This is a genomic window from Arthrobacter sp. TMP15, from assembly GCF_039529835.1.
Lineage (GTDB): Bacteria > Actinomycetota > Actinomycetes > Actinomycetales > Micrococcaceae > Specibacter.
This window is the reverse complement of the sequence record NZ_CP154262.1, coordinates 2,542,378-2,559,444: the sequence shown is the minus strand read 5'-3', so window position 1 is coordinate 2,559,444 and position 17,067 is coordinate 2,542,378. Positions and strand designations below refer to the sequence as shown.

At 57.4% G+C, this 17,067-nt stretch carries 16 protein-coding genes; 13 read left to right on the top strand and 3 right to left on the bottom strand.

Features of this window, described 5'->3' with window-relative positions; all coding sequences use genetic code 11:
• Positions 1 to 295 precede the first annotated feature (295 nt).
• The 7 genes from AAFM46_RS11430 to AAFM46_RS11400 all read left to right on the top strand — a co-directional run bounded on the left by AAFM46_RS11430 (position 296) and on the right by AAFM46_RS11400 (position 9,479).
• Complete coding sequence (locus AAFM46_RS11430; RefSeq protein ID WP_343317891.1) at positions 296 to 2,587, top strand: hypothetical protein; 2,292 nt, start codon at positions 296 to 298, stop codon at positions 2,585 to 2,587.
• A gap of 96 nt (positions 2,588 to 2,683) precedes the next feature.
• Positions 2,684 to 3,631, top strand: coding sequence for a tetratricopeptide repeat protein (locus tag AAFM46_RS11425; RefSeq protein ID WP_343317890.1), 948 nt, complete (start codon positions 2,684 to 2,686; stop codon positions 3,629 to 3,631).
• Between the two features lie 86 nt (positions 3,632 to 3,717).
• A complete protein-coding gene (locus AAFM46_RS11420) occupies positions 3,718 to 4,509 on the top strand; it encodes an ABC transporter ATP-binding protein (RefSeq protein WP_343317889.1) in 792 nt (263 codons plus the stop codon).
• The gene (locus AAFM46_RS11415) at positions 4,491 to 6,074 is read left to right on the top strand and encodes a transporter (protein WP_343317888.1); all 1,584 of its coding nucleotides are present in this window, start codon (positions 4,491 to 4,493) and stop codon (positions 6,072 to 6,074) included. The genes AAFM46_RS11420 and AAFM46_RS11415 overlap by 19 nt, the downstream gene beginning before the upstream one ends.
• Positions 6,075 to 6,170: 96 nt before the next feature.
• Positions 6,171 to 6,953, top strand: coding sequence for a glucosamine-6-phosphate deaminase (gene nagB / locus AAFM46_RS11410; RefSeq protein WP_343317887.1), 783 nt, complete (start codon positions 6,171 to 6,173; stop codon positions 6,951 to 6,953).
• 325 nt (positions 6,954 to 7,278) lie between these two features.
• Positions 7,279 to 7,608, top strand: a complete 330-nt coding sequence (locus AAFM46_RS11405; RefSeq protein ID WP_283528160.1) for a DUF3039 domain-containing protein — start codon at positions 7,279 to 7,281, stop codon at positions 7,606 to 7,608.
• A 104-nt stretch (positions 7,609 to 7,712) separates the two neighbouring features.
• The gene (locus AAFM46_RS11400) at positions 7,713 to 9,479 is read left to right on the top strand and encodes a DEAD/DEAH box helicase (RefSeq protein WP_283528158.1); all 1,767 of its coding nucleotides are present in this window, start codon (positions 7,713 to 7,715) and stop codon (positions 9,477 to 9,479) included.
• 96 nt (positions 9,480 to 9,575) lie between these two features.
• Here the strand turns inward: AAFM46_RS11400 and AAFM46_RS11395 are convergent, their stop codons facing one another.
• Together AAFM46_RS11395 and AAFM46_RS11390 are read right to left on the bottom strand one after the other, a co-directional pair.
• Complete coding sequence (locus AAFM46_RS11395) at positions 9,576 to 10,193, bottom strand: isochorismatase family protein (protein ID WP_283528157.1); 618 nt, start codon at positions 10,191 to 10,193, stop codon at positions 9,576 to 9,578.
• Positions 10,194 to 10,205: 12 nt separating this feature from the next.
• Positions 10,206 to 11,549, bottom strand: coding sequence for a nicotinate phosphoribosyltransferase (locus AAFM46_RS11390; protein ID WP_283528154.1), 1,344 nt, complete (start codon positions 11,547 to 11,549; stop codon positions 10,206 to 10,208).
• Between the two features lie 37 nt (positions 11,550 to 11,586).
• On the opposite strand from AAFM46_RS11390, the gene clpS reads away from it, so the two are divergent.
• From clpS to rdgB, 6 genes are all read left to right on the top strand, one after another.
• Complete coding sequence (gene clpS / locus AAFM46_RS11385; protein WP_343317884.1) at positions 11,587 to 11,892, top strand: ATP-dependent Clp protease adapter ClpS; 306 nt, start codon at positions 11,587 to 11,589, stop codon at positions 11,890 to 11,892.
• Positions 11,885 to 12,451 (top strand): DUF2017 domain-containing protein, encoded by a 567-nt coding sequence (locus AAFM46_RS11380; protein WP_283528150.1) that lies wholly within the window; start codon positions 11,885 to 11,887, stop codon positions 12,449 to 12,451. Before clpS ends, AAFM46_RS11380 begins: the two co-directional genes overlap by 8 nt.
• Positions 12,452 to 12,557: 106 nt before the next feature.
• On the top strand, positions 12,558 to 13,598 hold the full coding sequence (gene murI / locus AAFM46_RS11375; protein WP_343317883.1) for a glutamate racemase: 1,041 nt from the start codon (positions 12,558 to 12,560) through the stop codon (positions 13,596 to 13,598).
• Complete coding sequence (locus AAFM46_RS11370) at positions 13,595 to 14,392, top strand: MBL fold metallo-hydrolase (RefSeq protein WP_283528147.1); 798 nt, start codon at positions 13,595 to 13,597, stop codon at positions 14,390 to 14,392. Before murI ends, AAFM46_RS11370 begins: the two co-directional genes overlap by 4 nt.
• A 286-nt stretch (positions 14,393 to 14,678) precedes the next feature.
• The gene (gene rph / locus AAFM46_RS11365) at positions 14,679 to 15,419 is read left to right on the top strand and encodes a ribonuclease PH (protein ID WP_343317882.1); all 741 of its coding nucleotides are present in this window, start codon (positions 14,679 to 14,681) and stop codon (positions 15,417 to 15,419) included.
• Complete coding sequence (rdgB, locus tag AAFM46_RS11360) at positions 15,419 to 16,039, top strand: RdgB/HAM1 family non-canonical purine NTP pyrophosphatase (protein WP_343317881.1); 621 nt, start codon at positions 15,419 to 15,421, stop codon at positions 16,037 to 16,039. Before rph ends, rdgB begins: the two co-directional genes overlap by 1 nt.
• Before the next feature lie 188 nt (positions 16,040 to 16,227).
• Here the strand turns inward: rdgB and AAFM46_RS11355 are convergent, their stop codons facing one another.
• The gene (locus tag AAFM46_RS11355; protein WP_283528633.1) at positions 16,228 to 16,902 is read right to left on the bottom strand and encodes a VTT domain-containing protein; all 675 of its coding nucleotides are present in this window, start codon (positions 16,900 to 16,902) and stop codon (positions 16,228 to 16,230) included.
• Positions 16,903 to 17,067 lie beyond the last annotated feature (165 nt).

Below are 17,067 nucleotides of genomic sequence, written 5' to 3'. Positions count from 1 at the left end.
TTCTCCGCGGATCCAGTCTGGGCTGCGGGTGGAACGGGGGTGCTCTCCGGGGCGGAATCTGCGGCGCTCGGATCAGGGGTGGTACTCACTGTTATTGCCTTCGGTTCAGGGGAGATGAGGATAGCTGCCTGCAATGCTCAATTGTCAGTAGACATTATCAGCGCAGAGGCTCAGAGGAGGAGAGCCACGGGTTGTGGAACGTGATAAATATCAAAGGAAAATGCTCTATGTATAACGGTTCGGTTACCCTTGAAATAACGACCGCAGCAGTGATCCGTCGATGATAGGTAAGTTCTTGCGTTTTAAAATTGCAATCGTCATGGCTATTCTTGGCCTTTTGGTGTTGGGTACTGGCATAGGTCAGCGCACCATTTGGCTCCCGCCTGCCACTCTTACGGCCTCGGTTTCCTCCGATGTGAAGGCAGCGCCTTTGACAGTTATTGGACCCGAGTTACTCAAGACCCGGGATGGCCGGTTCACCTTGACCGTGAAAAACGACGGCCCCATCCAGCTGGCCGTTGGTCGCGTAGATGACATCGCCGGTTGGCTTGGCGACGCCGCACACACCAGCATTGGTGCTGCCAACGAGGACTTCACCTCGTTGACCGCTGAGAGCACCGGAGGTGTTGAGAAAGTGCCCAATCCAAGTGGTTCGGACATGTGGGTCACTGAGGAAAAGGCTACTGGTGAGTTGAACTACACGTGGCAGTCGCCGGGCCGTGGTGATTGGGCGTTGTTGCTCTCAACTGACGGAACAGCACCTGCGCCGACAGATATTTCAATAACCGCTGATAACGAGACCGGAACCCCGTGGGCGATTCCGCTGATCATCCTTGGATCTATCCTGCTTGCGTTGGCAGCTCTGCTGTTCCTTGTGGCCCCCCGAAAGCCCAGGGCCGCCGAAGTTGGCGTCGGACGCCGCTCGGCCGGGCGAGCCGCAACGGACCCCGCCACTGGTGCGCTGGAAGTTGACAAAATTGTAGCGGCTCGCAGTGCCGCTCAAGCCAAGACCACTATTGCGCAAGCCCAGCGGGCCGAATCAGGGCCCTTAGTTTCAGATAGCTCAGCTGATTCAGAGACTGCGGCGAAAGCAGCTGCCGCTGGGGACGCAACAGCGTCGCTGCCCGCATCATTGCGAGGCGTGGAGGCCGATCCTGCAAACCAGGATACGGAAAATACCGTGAATCCAGCACCCGAGGACAGCTCCAACTCTGAGCCATCCGTGAGCTCGGATGATTCAAACTCATACGCATCTACAGACGAGGGCAGTGTTGAAACAGGCACTACTGAAATATCTGACATAACCCACATCACGGAATCGGATTCAGACTCCAACTCCGGTTCGAAGAATGATTCAGACTCTCCTTCCGGCTCAGGAGGAGTAGGCCCAGCGCCCAAATCTGCCTCTGGGCGGAACGCAAAAGCAGCCAAGAAGCCGGGTAAAAAACAGGCCAATAAACAAAGCCCTGCCAATGACACGGTTGAAGAAGGAGACAAATCTGAGTTCCAGGTTCTGCCTCCTGCTAAAATCCGTGCTGATACACCAGCGCGGGAGCTCCAGCGCGTGAAGAAACCCCTCACTATGAAAGCGCGTTGGGGGGCCATGGTGGCAACCGTTCTGCTAGCGGGAAGCGTTAGCCCAGCCGTGGCTGATGACGCCAGCACTCCGTCGCCGTCACCTAGCCCCACAGCCACGGAGGAATCTTCCACTGCGGGGTTCCCCAACTTAGTTGACAGCCAGGTTCAGCGCATCGCCGAGTCGGTGGCTACTGTAGTTGCCTCCGGGGACAACGCTAAGAATGCACAGGAGCTTCAATCTCGTGTGGCAGGGATGGCGTTGGAAGTCCGCACCGCCAACTACAAGATTCGCGCCTCAGTTGAGAAGCAACCTGCTGTTGAACCGGTCAACGCAACGAAGCTGTTAGCCAAGGTGGTCACCACCACTGAAACGTGGCCCAGATCAGCAATGTTTGTCACACAGGGCGAAAATAATACCCTGCCGCAGTTGTTGACACTGGTTCAAGAAAGCCCGCGGGAAAACTACAAGCTGACCAAGGCCACGCCATTGCTGCCTGGCCAGACTTTCCCCACCGTTGATAAAGAAGGAACCAAGGTAGTAACGCTTGACTCCTCTGAAGGTTTGAAGATGAGTCCTGAGGCTGCCATCACGGCCTTGAGCGACCGGTTGACAAACGAAGACAGTAAATTCAAGGATTCTTTCACCGAGAATGTCTACCTCACCAACGTCTTTGATCTGCAGAAGAAGGTAGCTGCGGACGCCAAGGATGCCAGCTACGTGTTTAGCCACAAGGCAAACAAGGACACAGTTGTTTCCATGCGAACTGCCGACGGCGGTGCCATGGTGGTGGTTGGTTACACCTTTGGTATTGATGCAACGAGCAAGGCTGAAGCCACACTGACAGTGGGGGAGGATGCTGCGGTATTTACCGGTGGTAGGGAAACCACTAAGGGATTCAACCTCAACTACGCCGAACCCGTTGTTATGTACATCCCGCCCGCCGCCGGGGATGGAAAGATCACAGTTCTTTCTGCCACCCGCAACCTTGTCAGCGGAGCGTTCAAATAGTCTCCCGGATATAAGTCCTACCGAAACCGACATCCTAAAGTTTCACCCGCGGCGAGAAATCGAAACGTCGTGGGCTGGCACAGTTAGAGTGAGTTCATGAGTCAAAACAGCCCCATGCCGTCCAACGCCGCGCCAGGGATCAATCTTCGCGGTGCCGTCGATCTTTCAGCCTTGAAGAACCGGGCCACAGCCACCCAAGCGGGAGCGCGTACTGGTGGCTCGCCCTACGCTGTTGATGTCAACGAACAAAGTTTTCAGGAGTTTGTTCAGTTGTCCCAGAAAGTCCCCGTGGTTGTCTCATTGGGTTCAGGGCGGTCCCAGCAGTCGGCTCAGGTTAATTCGCTGCTTGAACCACTCATCACTGAGTACGGCGGCAAGCTTGCTCTGGGGCGGGTGGATGTGGATTCCAGCCCTCAGATCGCCCAAGCATTCGGCATCACGGCCGTACCTACTGTCATTGCACTGATTAATGGCCAGCCTGTCCCGATGTTCGAGGGCGAGCTGCCAGAGGAACAAATTCGTGAGTTCTTCACCGAATTACTGAAGGTGGCTGCCAGCAACGGTGTCACAGGCACGCTGGGTGCCCCTGCGGAACCAGCCGCCGAGGAGGAAGAACCGCCGCTACCTCCACTACATCAGGCTGCCCGGGATGCTATTGATGCCGGTGATTTGGCGCTGGCACAGTCGAGCTACGAGAAGGCCCTCGCGGAAATGCCCAATGACTCGGCTGCCAAGATTGGGCTTGCCCAGGTTCACCTGATGACTCGTACCGCTGAAATCAACGTTGTCCAAGCCGAAGAATTCCGAACTCGGGCAGCAGCTGATCAGGACGACCTTGAGGCCCTCCTGACCGTGGCCGATCTAGATGTTATAGGTGGGCATGTTGAAGATGCGCTGGCTCGTTTGGTGAAGTATATTAGTACGCATTTTGGTCCCGAACGTGACACTGTCAGAGTCCGCTTACTGGAGCTGTACGAAATTGTTGGTGTCAGCGACCCTCGGGTTTCCGTATCCCGCCAGGCTTTGGCGCGCGCCTTGTTCTAGGGCACAGCGCTTTAGCGCACCGGGCCTGGCAATCTCGTCCTTTTAGATGAGTCGTAAGACCAACCCCGGTTGCTAGGGTTTGAACCATGAACAACTCTTTTGCACAAACGCCAACTGAGGGACGCCCGCCAGCCCTGTCTATCCGTGGACTAACTAAACGATTTGGTCCTAAAATCGCCGTGGATAACATTGACCTGGATGTTCCGGCAGGTTCCTTCTACGGACTTGTGGGACCCAACGGTGCAGGCAAGACAACGGCACTATCTATGGCCACAGGCTTGTTGCGCCCCGACTCCGGGCAAGTGTGTGTCCACGGGGTGGATGTGTGGCAGCATCCGCTGGATGCCAAGCGACTCATGGGTCTGCTGCCCGATGGGGTGCGTCTTTTTGACCGCCTGAGCGGCGAGCAGCTGGTGAGCTACGCGGGTTTGCTACGTGGCATGGATAAAGACACTGTTGCTTCGCGTGTGAAGGACCTTTTAGCGGCACTGGACCTGAGCAAGGACGCGGGAACCTTAGTGGTTGACTATTCAGCCGGTATGACCAAAAAAATTGCTCTCGCGGCAGCGCTAATCCATGCGCCGAGACTGCTCGTTTTGGATGAACCGTTTGAATCTGTGGACCCGGTTTCCGCCGCGAACATTCGCGATCTTTTGCATGACTACGTCACCTCCGGCGGTACGGTCATTGTCTCCAGCCACGTCATGGACCTGGTCCAGCGTATGTGCGATCACGTTGCAGTTATTGCAAACGGTAGAGTTTTGGCTGCCGGCACAGTGGACGCCGTTCGCGGCAGTCAAAGTCTGGAAGAGAAGTTTGTTGAGCTGGTTGGCGGACGTCATGAGAGTGCAGGGTTGTCATGGTTGCGCAGCTCGTAAAACTTAAACTGGCACTTTTGCGCAACTCTCTCAAGCGCAGCCCATGGCAATTGGTGGGCTTGATTCTGGGCGGTTTGTACGGGCTCGGCGTCCTGGGCTTGGTAATCGTTGGGCTGGCAGCTCTGGGCTCGAACTCACCAGAGGCCATCGGCACGGTGATTGTTTTGGCCGGCGCTGCGTTGATTCTTGGTTGGCTGATTATCCCTGTGGTAGCTGCTGGTTTGGATATGACCCTCGATCCAGCACGTTTCACCACCTATGCCATCCCGATGAAGTCCATGCTGGCCGGATTGCTGGTCTCGAGTTTTATTGGCGTGCCGGGGCTGATCACTTTGCTTGCCTCTATTGGCACCGCAGCGTCCTGGTGGGGTCACCCGGCCGTTGTGCCGCTTGCGCTGCTATGCGGTGTGCTTGGCGCAATTACGTGCATTGCAGCCTCACGCGCCATTACGGCTGCTAGCGCTAGCTTGGCCTCAAGCCGGCGTTTCAAGGACATCAGCGGGATCGTGGTCCTTGTCCCCTTGATGTTCCTTGGCCCCATCATTTCTAACATGGCCATAGGCATCAGTGACCTTCGTGAGTATCTGCCGGCACTGGCCAACAGTGTTTCTTGGACGCCGCTGGGTGCTATTTGGGCGGTACCAGCGGAAGCGGCTCAGGGTCACTTTGGTCCGGCTGCACTGAAGTTCTTGATAGCCATGGCAACCATTGCCGTTCTTATCTGGGTGTGGAAAGTCTGCCTCGCGCGAGCCCTGGTGACTCCGGCTTACTCTGGTGGAACGCGACGCGGGAACGGCAAGTTGGGCTTTTTTGGTTGGTTCCCGGCTACTCCTACAGGGGCGGTTGCCGCCCGCTGCCTTACTTACTGGTTCCGGGATCCCCGTTATAGCGCCGGCTTGCTTATTGCCCCGCTGGTGCCGTTGGTTTTCGTTTTTGCCGGTTCGCAGACAGGGGCAGGAAACACTATTGGGGTGGCTCTAGGGTTCGGTGGAGCGTTAGCGGCATTTTTGGTGGTTTGGTCCATCAGCTCGGACATCTCCTATGACAACACAGCATTCGCCCTTCACATAGCGGCAGGTGTGGACGGCCGAACGGACCGCACTGGACGCGTCATTGCAGCTGCCGTGTTGGCGCTTCCGTTGGGCGTTTTGTATGCAGTTGTTGGAGCCATTGTGGTCCAGGACTTTGTTCAGTTGCTGGCAACTCTTGGGTTAGTGATCGGTGTTGTGGGATCAGGGTTGGGACTGTCAAGTGTTTTTTCGGCTCGTTTCACCATGAATGCACCACTGCCTGGGGAGAGCCCCTTGAAGAGCCGACCTGGTAACGGCTTATCCACCGCGTTGATACAACTGGCCGGATTTGGCGGCCTGGGCTTGTTGGTACTGCCTGAACTGATACTCGCCATCGTGGCAGTTGTAACGGGTCAGGTGTTCCTGGCCTGGGTGACGTTGCTGGTCGGAATCGTGCTGGGCGCCATCCTCCTTATTCTCGGGATTCGCCAAGGCGCCGGTATCTACAACAGGCGTGCACCGGAGTTGTTACTTGCTGTTTCTCTCGACCGTTAGTGGAAGACGCTGGGTAAAAGCTAAGATTGAAGCAATTAATGAGCGATACTTGAGAACTGCACAGGCACAGGTGTGCCGCGAAGGGAAGCGTGTTTCATGGAGGTCATTATCCTCCCAAGCAGGAAAGAAATTGGGGCCTTGGCGGCTGACGCCATCGAGTCACTGGTGCGCACTAAGCCCAATGCCGTCATTGGCCTGGCCACCGGTTCCTCTCCGCTGCCGATCTACGACGAGCTGGCCCGACGTCACGATGAAGAGGGTCTAAACTTCACTCAAACGCGGGGCTTTGCCCTAGATGAGTATGTGGGCCTGCCCGTGGGACACTTTGAGTCTTACCGAGAGGTGATCAGGCGTGAGTTCACCAACCGTGTGGACGTTGCGGCGATTAACGTCCATGGCCCTGATGGTGCTGGGGCAGATATTGATAGTGCGTGTAAGCAATACGAAGATGCCATTGCTGCGGCTGGCGGGATTGACCTGCAGATTCTGGGCGTTGGCACCAACGGTCACATCGGTTTTAACGAGCCTGGGTCTTCGCTGGCTTCGCGCACCCGCATCAAAACCTTGGCAGAACAGACTCGCCAGGACAATGCACGGTTTTTTGAGAACATCGACCAAGTCCCGCATCACGTGGTGACCCAAGGTCTAGGCACCATTATGGATGCCCGGCACCTGGTTCTTGTTGCTTTTGGGGAAGGCAAGGCCGACGCTGTAAGGAACTTCGTTGAGGGCCCCGTATCCGCTTCCTGCCCGGCCTCGATTTTGCAGTTTCACCCGCGCGCGACAGTCATTATTGATGAGGCCGCCGCATCTAAGTTGGCAGATGCCCCCAGCTACCGCAACGCCTACGAAAATAAGCCAGACTGGCAGAGCGTCTAGGCCCACGGGTTCGAGGGTCCCGGGCTGAGCTTGCGAGGTTTGGGAGAACTTGGGTGGGCCCACGGGTTCGAGGGTCCAGGGCTGAGCTTGCGAGGTTTGGGAGAACCCGGGTGGGCCCACGGGTTCGAGGGTCCCGGGCTGAGCTTGCGAGGTTTGGGAGAACTTGGGGAACGACGCCGGGAGGGGAGTTAATCACTTAACTCTCCTCCCGGCGTCGTACTTTCTGCGAACCCTTGTGCGCAACCCCCGTGAGATTGGAGATAATGACAGCTCCGAGGATCGGAACCTCGGTGAGTCGTGAACGCGATGACGCTAGAATAGTTTTATGAGTTTGCCTCCAGACCCCTTTGAAAATGACCCGCTGGGAAATCCTGAGCGCAGCGGCGGTTCAACAGCCGTCATTGAGCGCGAGGAATTGCGCCAAGAAGTTGAACCAGGAGATAGTGAACGGTTCTCGCACTATGTGCGCAAAGAAAAAATCATGGAATCCGCACTGACAGGTGACCCGGTTGTGGCACTGTGCGGCAAGGTCTGGACTCCTGGGCGTGATCCCGAAAAGTTCCCCGTGTGCCCTGACTGCAAGGCCATCTATGAGGGATTGATGCCAGAAGGTGGCAAAGGTAAGGGCAAGGGCCCGAAGAACCCCAAGAAATAGTTTGGGGCAATAATCTTGCTTGTAACGGCACATTAGCCGTTGATTTACCGTGCCCGGATAGGGGTGCGTGCGTATGAGAGAAGTGATTGGATGGCGGAACTTTCGTGACGGAGACTTTGTTTGGTGGCCCGTCGCTGCCTCCGGCGTACCCCGAGCGTGCTGCGTGGGGAACGGCCCAAAAGCTAAGAGCCTGGCAGTCCGAGGCCATGGAAAAATACTTCCAAGAAAGCCCTAGAGACTTCCTGGCGGTAGCAACCCCTGGGGCAGGAAAAACCACCTTCGCCCTGCATATTGCCACTCAGCTGATCGCCCGGGGAACCATTAATAGGGTCACCATCGTCACGCCCACAGACCACCTGAAACGTCAGTGGGCCGATGCGGCTGCGAAGGTTGGCATCGCCATCGACCCCAACTTCAAAAACGCAGACGGTCGCCACGGCAAGGGTTTTATTGGCGTAGCCGTCACGTACGCGCAGGTTGCTAGTAAACCCCTTCTGCACAGGGCCAAAACCGAGGCCGCTAAAACCCTTGTCATCTTGGATGAAATTCACCATGGCGGCGACGCACTCTCCTGGGGTGATGGCATCCGGGAGGCATTTGATCCTGCCATGCGGCGCCTGGCGCTGACAGGAACACCTTTCCGCTCCGATACAGCCGCCATCCCGTTCGTGGAATATGCCGAGGACCGGGATGGGATTCGCCGTTCCAAGGCAGATTACACGTACGGTTATGGCGAAGCGCTCAAGGACCATGTGGTCCGTCCAGTGATGTTCATGGCCTATTCCGGACAGATGCGCTGGCGCACCAGTGCCGGCGAGGAAATGGCTGCCACTCTTGGCGATGCAGTGACCAAGGATGTCACCTCGCAAGCGTGGCGTACTGCGCTGAACCCGGTAGGGGAGTGGATACCCTCGGTGTTGGCTGCCGCAGACAAGCGACTCACTGAGGTTCGCCGGGCCGTTCCCGACGCCGGTGGAATGGTTATTGCCACCGACCATGAGGACGCCCGCGCTTATGCGACGCAACTAAAAAAGATCACCGGGGAAGCGCCCACAGTGATTTTGTCTGACGATGGCAAGGCATCGGATAAGATCGACGCTTTCTCAGCGGGAGAGAATCGGTGGATGGTGGCCGTGCGGATGGTATCCGAAGGTGTTGACGTGCCACGTTTGGCCGTCGGCGTCTATGCGACATCAACGGCAACGCCCCTGTTCTTCGCCCAGGCCGTGGGCCGTTTTGTGCGTGCGCGTAAAAGAGGCGAAACTGCGTCCATCTTCCTGCCCTCTGTGCCCAACTTGATGGCATTGGCCAACCAACTGGAGCTTGAGCGTGATCACGCCCTTGACCGGCCTGACAAGGATCCGGACGGATTCATCGAGGAAGACTCCGAGATGGACGAGGCCAACCGTGAGGAAAAAGCCTCGGACACCTTGGAAAAGTTCAAGTTTGAGGCACTAGAATCCCAAGCATCTTTTGACAGGGTCTTGTTCGACGGCGGTGAATTCGGCACAGGCGGTGCCATCGGCAGTGAGGATGAGCTGGACTTCCTTGGTATCCCTGGCCTACTTGATGCTGAACAAATGGGCGTCCTGCTGCGACAACACCAAGCCGACCAACAAACACGCCGTAGCAAAAAAACCGTACCCGAGCCGGAAGCTCCGCCGATGGTTGACCACCGGATGCTCATGGACCTGCGTGGTGAATTAGCTAAGAATGTCTCCGCCTGGAGCGCCCGCTCAGGGATGCCACATGGCATGGTGCACAGCGAACTGCGGCGCATCTGTGGCGGACCGGCCGTGGCCCAAGCCAATGAATCCCAGCTGCAAACACGCTTGAAGAAGCTCCAAGACTGGTTTATCGGCCGAAAATAGTCGCCGGAAAAATGACGGCCCCCGTGCCAGCAGTGCCGGGGCCGTCGCCAGCAGCGCCGTCGCCGTTAGCGGAAGACTACTGAGCTCCTGGAGCGGCTAGTTGACCTCAACACCAGCGTCTTCGAGTTCTTCAAATGCTTCTTCGATGGCCTCGTCGGAAATACCTTTGACGTAATCGCGCAGGACTGTGGTGTTGTAGCCGGCATTGACGGCGTCGATTGCTGTGGCACGGACACAGTGTTCGGTGGCGATGCCAACGATCACAACGTCATCGACGTCGTTCTCGCGCAGCCAATCATCCAGACTCACGGGTGCCTCGGTGTCCTCCCCAGCGGATTCGTGCGCCTCACGTTCTCCCACCGCAACTTCGTCCTCGGGAGCCAGGAGCCCGTCGAAGCCGGAGTATGCGGCATCAAACTTGCCCTTGCGGAAATAGGCATCGATGTCTTCTGTGTCCAGGTTGCGGTGCAGTCCCGCTCCTTGTGAACCGGCAGTGCAGTGCACCGGCCAGCTGTCCACAAAATCCGGGGTGTCAGAGAAGTGTGTGCCCGGGTCTATATGCCAGTCCTGTGTGGCTACAACGAAGTCAAAGTCCGTGGCGTTTTCTAGCAGCTCGCTGATCTCAGTGGCAAGATCGGCGCCCCCGGGAACGGCTAATGAACCGCCCTCGCAGAAGTCGTTCTGTACGTCAACAATGATTAGGGCCTTGGCCATGGGGTACTCCTTTTAGTTTGGTGCGGGCAAGTCTTGTTCGTATTCGGTGGGGATCAGTGGCTCCCCACGCTGGAGCCGCCGTGCTGCTCCGGGCATTTCTGCCATTGATGCTTTATGTCTAGCGGTGGCGCGCACTACGCCGTCGGCCCCGGTCCAGCCTGGCACCAGCTCACCGTGGTGCATGAACTTCTCCAACAACAACCGATCATTGCTGTCACCTTCAGGCACGTGCCCAATGCCAACAACTTCGCTGGCGGCGATTCCGGCGCCATTGAGGCGCCGTAAAGCGTACTTCCGTCCGCCCACGCTTGACTTGTTCTTTGCTGCCTTCGCTACTGAAACGAACTCTCCGTCGTCACCCTCGCGGGATACCAATTTATACACCATTGAGGCTGTCGGCGCACCCGAGCCCGTCACCAGCGAGGTCCCAACCCCGTACGAATCAACAGGGGCTGCGGCCAGGGCTGCAATGGCATATTCGTCAAGATCACTGGTGACGGTGATGCGCGTGTTTGTGTTCCCCAGCGAATCCAACAGAGCCCGCACGTCCCTGGCCTGGGCCAAGAGATCGCCGGAGTCCAAGCGCACTCCTCCCAAGGCGGGACCGGCAATGGAGACAGCTTTACGGACGGCGGCTTCGACGTCGTAGGTGTCAACTAGCAGCGTGGTGCCAGAACCCATGGAGCCAAGTTGGGCGCGGAAGGCCTCTTCCTCGGAATCGTGCAGAAGAGTGAAGGAATGTGCGGCCGTGCCCTGGGTCAGGACGCCGTAGCGCAGGCCGGCTTCTAGGTTTGAGGTGCTATGAAAGCCGGCAATGACGGCGGCCCGCGAGGCGGCTACGGCAGACTCTTCATGCGTGCGTCGCGAACCCATTTCAATGCAGGGCCGTGAGCCGGCAGCACCAATCATGCGTGAGGCGGCGGAGGCGATCGCGGAGTCGTGGTTCAGGATCGAGAGCACGTAGGTTTCCAAGATACAAGCCTCGGCAAACGATGATTCGATGGACAAAATGGGGGAATTCGGGAAGTAAAGTTCGCCCTCTGCATAACCGTAGACGTCCCCGGAGAACTTAAAATCGGCTAACCACGCCAAAGTTTCATCGTTGACGACCTCGTTTTGGGCCAGAAAATTTAGTTCTTCTGCGCCAAAACGAAAATGTTCCAATCCTTCAAGCAGCCGTCCAGTTCCGCCTACAACACCGTATCTGCGGCCTTCTGGCAGCCGCCTGGCGAAGGCCTCAAACACGCTGCGGCGGTGCGCCGCACCCGAGTGCAGCGCTGCCTGGAGCATTGTCAGCTCGTAGTGATCCGTAAACAATGATGTGCGGGGGTGGGCCCAGCTTGATGGCGTAGTCACGGCACTTAGTTTAGTAGTCCAACACTAGAATAGACACATGAGTGTCAGCACAGCCCCGGAAACAGACCGGGAAGTCTCAACCAGCGAACTCATCTCCCCGGATATTCCCTGGGAATTAATCGTGTGGAATGACCCGGTTAATTTGATGAGCTACGTCAGTTACGTCTTCCAAAGTTATTTTGGCTATTCAGAGGCAAAGGCAGCGGAATTAATGCTGCAGGTACACACCGAGGGAAAATCGGCGGTGGCCCATGGAGCAAAGGAAAAAATGGAAGCGCACGCTGTGGCGATGCACGGATTTGGTTTGTGGGCCACCGTCCAGAAGGGCGGCCCCCGTGGCTAAAGCCTTCACTGCCGGGCGCCGCGGCATCACCGGCTTCCTTGAGCCTGCTGAGCGTGAGCTTCTACGCAAACTTTTCGCAGATATCATCACCATGCTTGAACCTGCGACCCCTGCCCATGAGGACCCGCTGGCGGCTCTGATCGGGCTGGACATGGATGTTGGAGTTCCGGCGGATCCGGCACTATTGCGTCTGCTTCCCAACGCGGTAATGGACGACGACGAGGGTGCCCTTGAGTTCCGCCAGCTCACCGAACGCTCGCTACGAGAAACAAAAATAGGTGCCTTGCGGGCAGCCGCACTGGGTTTGGACAGCGAGAAGCTGCTTCTGAATGAGGAAGCTGCGAAACTGTGGGCCATGGCCTTGAATGATGTCCGATTGGTTCTGGCCGAGCGGTTGGACATCAGGGATGAACAGGACGCTGAGAGGGTGCATGAAGTCCAGGACTGGGCTGACGCGGACGACGTTGAAAGTTACCTCAGCCTTGTTTACAACTTTGTGTCCTGGCTGCAGGAGAGCCTTGTTCAAGCCATGTTGATGGCGCTGCAACGCCAAAAGTGAGTCAAAGTTAGAGAACTCAAAGAACTCAAAGAACTTGGGCGCAAAGTGTGTTCTTGGGCGCAAACGGGGCAGATGGACGGGGTAACAAACTATTGTTGAAACGATCATGAGCGAAAAATCAGGAAGTTCAGCCCCTGCGTCGGCAACGCGTGCCGGTGCGCATCAGAATGCTGCCGCTGAGAGGCCGATCGGAATTTTTGATTCCGGCGTAGGCGGGTTGACGGTCGCCCGCGCGGTTATTGACCAGCTGCCCAACGAATCGATCCTCTATGTTGGCGATACGGCGAACGGTCCCTACGGTCCACTTCCCATCGCCGAGGTCCGCGCCAATGCGTTGGGTGTCATGGATGAACTTGTGGGTTCAGGGGTGAAGCTGCTTGTCATTGCCTGCAACTCAGCCTCTGCGGCAGTTCTTCGTGACGCCCGTGAGCGCTACACGGCCCGCTATGGAATTCCTGTTATCGAGGTGATCCAGCCGGCTGTCAGGCGCGCTGTTGCGGCCACCCGGACAGCGAAGATCGGCGTGATTGGCACTGTTGCAACAGTGGGCTCCCGGGCTTATGAAGATACCTTCGCGGCCGCCCCAAATCTGGATATCACCTCCGTTGCATGCCCGGACTTTGTTCGGTTCGTGGAGTCAGGAGTCACCTCAGGAGCAGAACTGCTGTCCACGGCAGTGCAGTATTTGGCGCCCCTGAAAGCCGCTTCGGTTGACACGCTTGTGCTTGGCTGCACTCACTACCCGCTGTTGACGGGTGTTATTTCATATGTCATGGGTGATTCCGTCACACTTGTTTCAAGTGCCGAGGAAACGGCCAAAGACGTGTACCGGGCACTGGTCAATCATGACCTTGAGCGGTTATCACCGGCAGCCCCCACCCATCAATTTTTATGCACCGGAGATGCTGCAAGTTTCGGTGTGTTGGCTAGGCGATTCTTGGGACCCGAGGTGCACGGGGTTGAGCAGGTTAATCATGTCTCGGCTCACTATCCAACCGGATCACTGGCCCGCATCACGGACGACATGCTAGCCGCTGCAAGAGAAACTACACCAGGGCCTGGTACCGGCCGCGTCTCCAATTTTGTTTTGGCCGATTCGATGGGCAGACTGGCATCTCCGGGAAATGGCACGGGGGAGCGAACATGAAGTTGACGATTGTTGGATGCAGCGGGTCTTTTCCAGGCCCCTCATCGCCCGCGTCATGTTACTTATTGACAGCGCACGACGGCGTTCGGCCTTGGCGGGTGCTCATGGATTTGGGTAGCGGCGCTCTCGGTGCAGCACAAAAATACATGGATCTAGAAGACATAGACGCAATTTTCCTTAGCCATTTGCATCCTGACCACTGCATGGATTTGTGCGGACTGCATGTGGCCGTGCGGTGGAATCCCCATGGCTGGCACAGGGGCAGGATTCCTGTCTGGGGCCCCGCCGAGACTGCCGATCGGTTGGCAACCGCCTACGGTCTTGAACTCGATCCTGGCATGCGCGAAGAGTTTGATTTCCGTAACTGGCAGGAGCGCAGCCCCGTTACAGTGGGACCTTTTACGGTAACCCCTTATGCTGTCAACCATCCTGTTCCGGAGGCGTACGCGCTCCGGGTTGAGGTGAAGGAATATGACGGTACTGGTCTTGACCGGACAACAGTGTTGACTTACTCAGGGGACACTGACAGCTGCCAAGGTCTGGAAGATGCGGCAAAAAACGCACATTTGTTCCTGTGCGAGGCTGCGTTCGAAGAGGGCCGCGATGACCATATAAAGGACGTCCACCTGAGCGGCAAGCGGGCAGGTGAGGCTGCTGCCCGGGCCAATGTAAAGCGGTTGCTGTTAACCCATATTCCTGTCTGGACTGACACAAACAAGGTTGTTGCTGAAGCCGGTGAGGTCTACGCCGGAGACGTAGCAGCCGCAGTAGCCGGCGTGCACTACACGATCTAGGCCCTGTGAGCGCCTCCCCAACCTCGCTTCGCTCGCTCGTGGCCCCTCGGCCAGTAGCGCCTACCGGCCTCCCCAACCTCGCTTCGCTCGCTCGTGGCCCCTCGGCCAGTAGCGCCTACCGGCCTCCCCAACCTCGCTTCGCTCGCTCGTGGCCCCTCGGCCAGTAGCGCCTACCGGCCTCCCCAACCTCGCTTCGCTCGCTCGTGGCCCCTCGGCCAGTAGCGCCTACCGGCCTCCCCAACCTCGCTTCGCTCGCTCGTGGCCCCTCGGCCAGTAGGCTTAGTCCATGACATCCAGTGAAACGATCCGCGCCGACGGGCGCACCAATGACCAACTACGCGACATCACCATCACCCGTGGCTGGTCCAAACAGGCCGAAGGTTCGGCCCTGATTGAATTCGGCAACACGCGCGTGCTCTGCACCGCATCGCTGACTCCCGGCGTGCCGCGTTGGCTCAAGGGCGAGGGGACGGGCTGGGTTACAGCGGAGTATGCCATGCTTCCGCGTGCCACGAATACCCGCAACTCCCGCGAATCCGTCAAGGGAAAAATTGGCGGCCGTACACACGAGATTTCACGTCTGATTGGACGCTCGCTCCGCGCAATCATTGACACGAAGGCATTGGGAGAGAACACTATTGTGCTTGACTGCGACGTTCTCCAGGCCGACGGCGGAACCCGCACCGCAGCGATCACCGGTGCTTACGTGGCACTCGCCGATGCGATCGCCTTCGCTAAGGAAAACAAACTCATTGCCAAGAACGCGCAGCCGCTGATCGACACCGTCTCCGCCATCTCCGTGGGCATCATCGATGGTGTTCCCATGCTGGACCTGCCCTATGTGGAGGATGTTCGGGCTGAAACTGATATGAACGTTGTTGTTACCGGATCCGGTAAATTCGTCGAGGTCCAAGGCACGGCCGAAGCCGCCCCCTTTGACCGTGAAGAGCTAAACCAACTCTTAGATTTGGCCCTGATCGGAACCACCGAGCTCGCACAGATCCAGCGCGAGGCCTTGGCTGGCTGATGAGCGTGCCCAAACTGGTACTGGCCACACAAAATCAAGGCAAGCTACGGGAATTGCGTGAACTTCTCCGAGGCCAGGTGCCGGGTCTGGACGTTGATACTCACGTGCTCGACGCCGGAGCCATCCACGCGCCAGACGTCGCCGAAACGGGTGTCACTTTCGCAGAAAATGCACGGCTCAAGGCTCACGCCGTGGCACAGTTCAGCGGCGTCCTAGCCATTGCCGATGATTCCGGATTGGCCGTTGACGTTCTGGGCGGCGCCCCCGGCATATTCTCGGCCCGGTGGGCTGGCAGGCATGGCGATGACACAGCAAATCTGAACCTGCTGCTGGCCCAGCTCTCCGACATCGGCGAAGAGCATCGTGGCGCCCGGTTTGTGTGTGCAGCCGCGCTAGCAAGTCCGGATGGCACGCTGGATCTAGTTGAGGAAGGGACCCTCGAAGGGGTCCTGCTCCACACTCCACGAGGAGAGGGTGGCTTTGGCTATGACCCCATTCTGGTTCCCACGGGTCTGGATAAATCGTGTGCGGAGCTCACAGGTGAGGCAAAGAATGCCATCAGTCACCGGGGAAATGCGTTCCGGGCACTGCTGCCGCACATTATTAAGGCACTTTCTTAGCAAAGCTCCTTCTCAGCAGGGCACTCTCAACAAGTACCCTCAACAGGCACCCTCAACAGGCACGGCACTCCTGCTTCACTCAGGCGTTAGTTGCGCGGCGTTAGTTGAGCACAGAATGACGGCGACCCCAGGCACATAAGCCGGGGGTCGCCGTCGTACTTTAATGAGGGAGTTTTTTCCGGAAGAACTTAGATCTGCTTTGACTTCTTGCGGCGGTTAGCCATGGCCCGGATGAACTCGATGCCGATGGGGATTACTGAAACGGCCACGATGGCAATGAAAATGATGTCCAAGTTATCGCGTACCCACGGCACCTTGTTGCCTAGAATGTAGCCCAGAAGTGTGATGCCACCGGCCCACAGGACGGCACCGATGGCGTTGAAGAACACAAATTTGCGCATATCCATTTTAGCTACGCCCACAATGACTGGCACAAAGGTGCGCACAATAGGTACGAAACGGGCCAGGATCAGGGCCTTGCCGCCATGCTTCTCAAAGAAGGCATGTGCGCTGTCAACATGCTGTTTCTTGAAGAGTCGTGATTCTGGCTTGTTGAAGATGGCCGGTCCAGCCTTATAACCAATGAAGTAACCCAGCTGGTTGCCAATAAAACCGGAGACAATCAGCAGTGCCATCAGGGCCCAGATGTTCACGGGCATGGTCCCGGTGCTGACAAGCAAACCTGCCGTGAACAGCAATGAATCGCCGGGAAGGAAGAAACCCACCAAGAGGCCTGTTTCGGCGAAGATGATGGCACAGGCAATCACTACCACCCATGAGCCTATGGCCTCATTGCCGAGAATGGTCATGGGATCGAGCCAGTCGGGCAGCAGGCCTAAGGCTGGAACAGCCCCGTGTCCCATGAGAGCGGGCAGGACAGAGGCACTCAAAGCGGTTATCATCACGCACTCAAGATTACGTTACTTCCCTGAATGATCCCTCCACCCCAAGGATGAGGTTGGGGGTTGACAAGTCAATCCAAGGTTATATGGTTAGTTGCATGAGTAATGAACCAATGAGGCGGCAAA

Excerpts from the sequence above, each read along its gene's own strand:
- AAFM46_RS11425 (WP_343317890.1), top strand. The coding sequence starts at position 2,684 with ATGAGTCAAAACAGCCCCATGCCGTCCAACGCCGCGCCAGGGATCAAT.
- AAFM46_RS11420 (WP_343317889.1), top strand. The coding sequence starts at position 3,718 with ATGAACAACTCTTTTGCACAAACGCCAACTGAGGGACGCCCGCCAGCC.
- AAFM46_RS11415 (WP_343317888.1), top strand. The coding sequence starts at position 4,491 with ATGGTTGCGCAGCTCGTAAAACTTAAACTGGCACTTTTGCGCAACTCT.
- nagB (WP_343317887.1), top strand. The coding sequence starts at position 6,171 with ATGGAGGTCATTATCCTCCCAAGCAGGAAAGAAATTGGGGCCTTGGCG.
- AAFM46_RS11405 (WP_283528160.1), top strand. The coding sequence starts at position 7,279 with ATGAGTTTGCCTCCAGACCCCTTTGAAAATGACCCGCTGGGAAATCCT.
- AAFM46_RS11395 (WP_283528157.1), bottom strand. The coding sequence starts at position 10,193 with ATGGCCAAGGCCCTAATCATTGTTGACGTACAGAACGACTTCTGCGAG.
- clpS (WP_343317884.1), top strand. The coding sequence starts at position 11,587 with ATGAGTGTCAGCACAGCCCCGGAAACAGACCGGGAAGTCTCAACCAGC.
- murI (WP_343317883.1), top strand. The coding sequence starts at position 12,558 with ATGAGCGAAAAATCAGGAAGTTCAGCCCCTGCGTCGGCAACGCGTGCC.
- AAFM46_RS11370 (WP_283528147.1), top strand. The coding sequence starts at position 13,595 with ATGAAGTTGACGATTGTTGGATGCAGCGGGTCTTTTCCAGGCCCCTCA.
- rph (WP_343317882.1), top strand. The coding sequence starts at position 14,679 with ATGACATCCAGTGAAACGATCCGCGCCGACGGGCGCACCAATGACCAA.
- rdgB (WP_343317881.1), top strand. The coding sequence starts at position 15,419 with ATGAGCGTGCCCAAACTGGTACTGGCCACACAAAATCAAGGCAAGCTA.
- AAFM46_RS11355 (WP_283528633.1), bottom strand. The coding sequence starts at position 16,902 with ATGGGACACGGGGCTGTTCCAGCCTTAGGCCTGCTGCCCGACTGGCTC.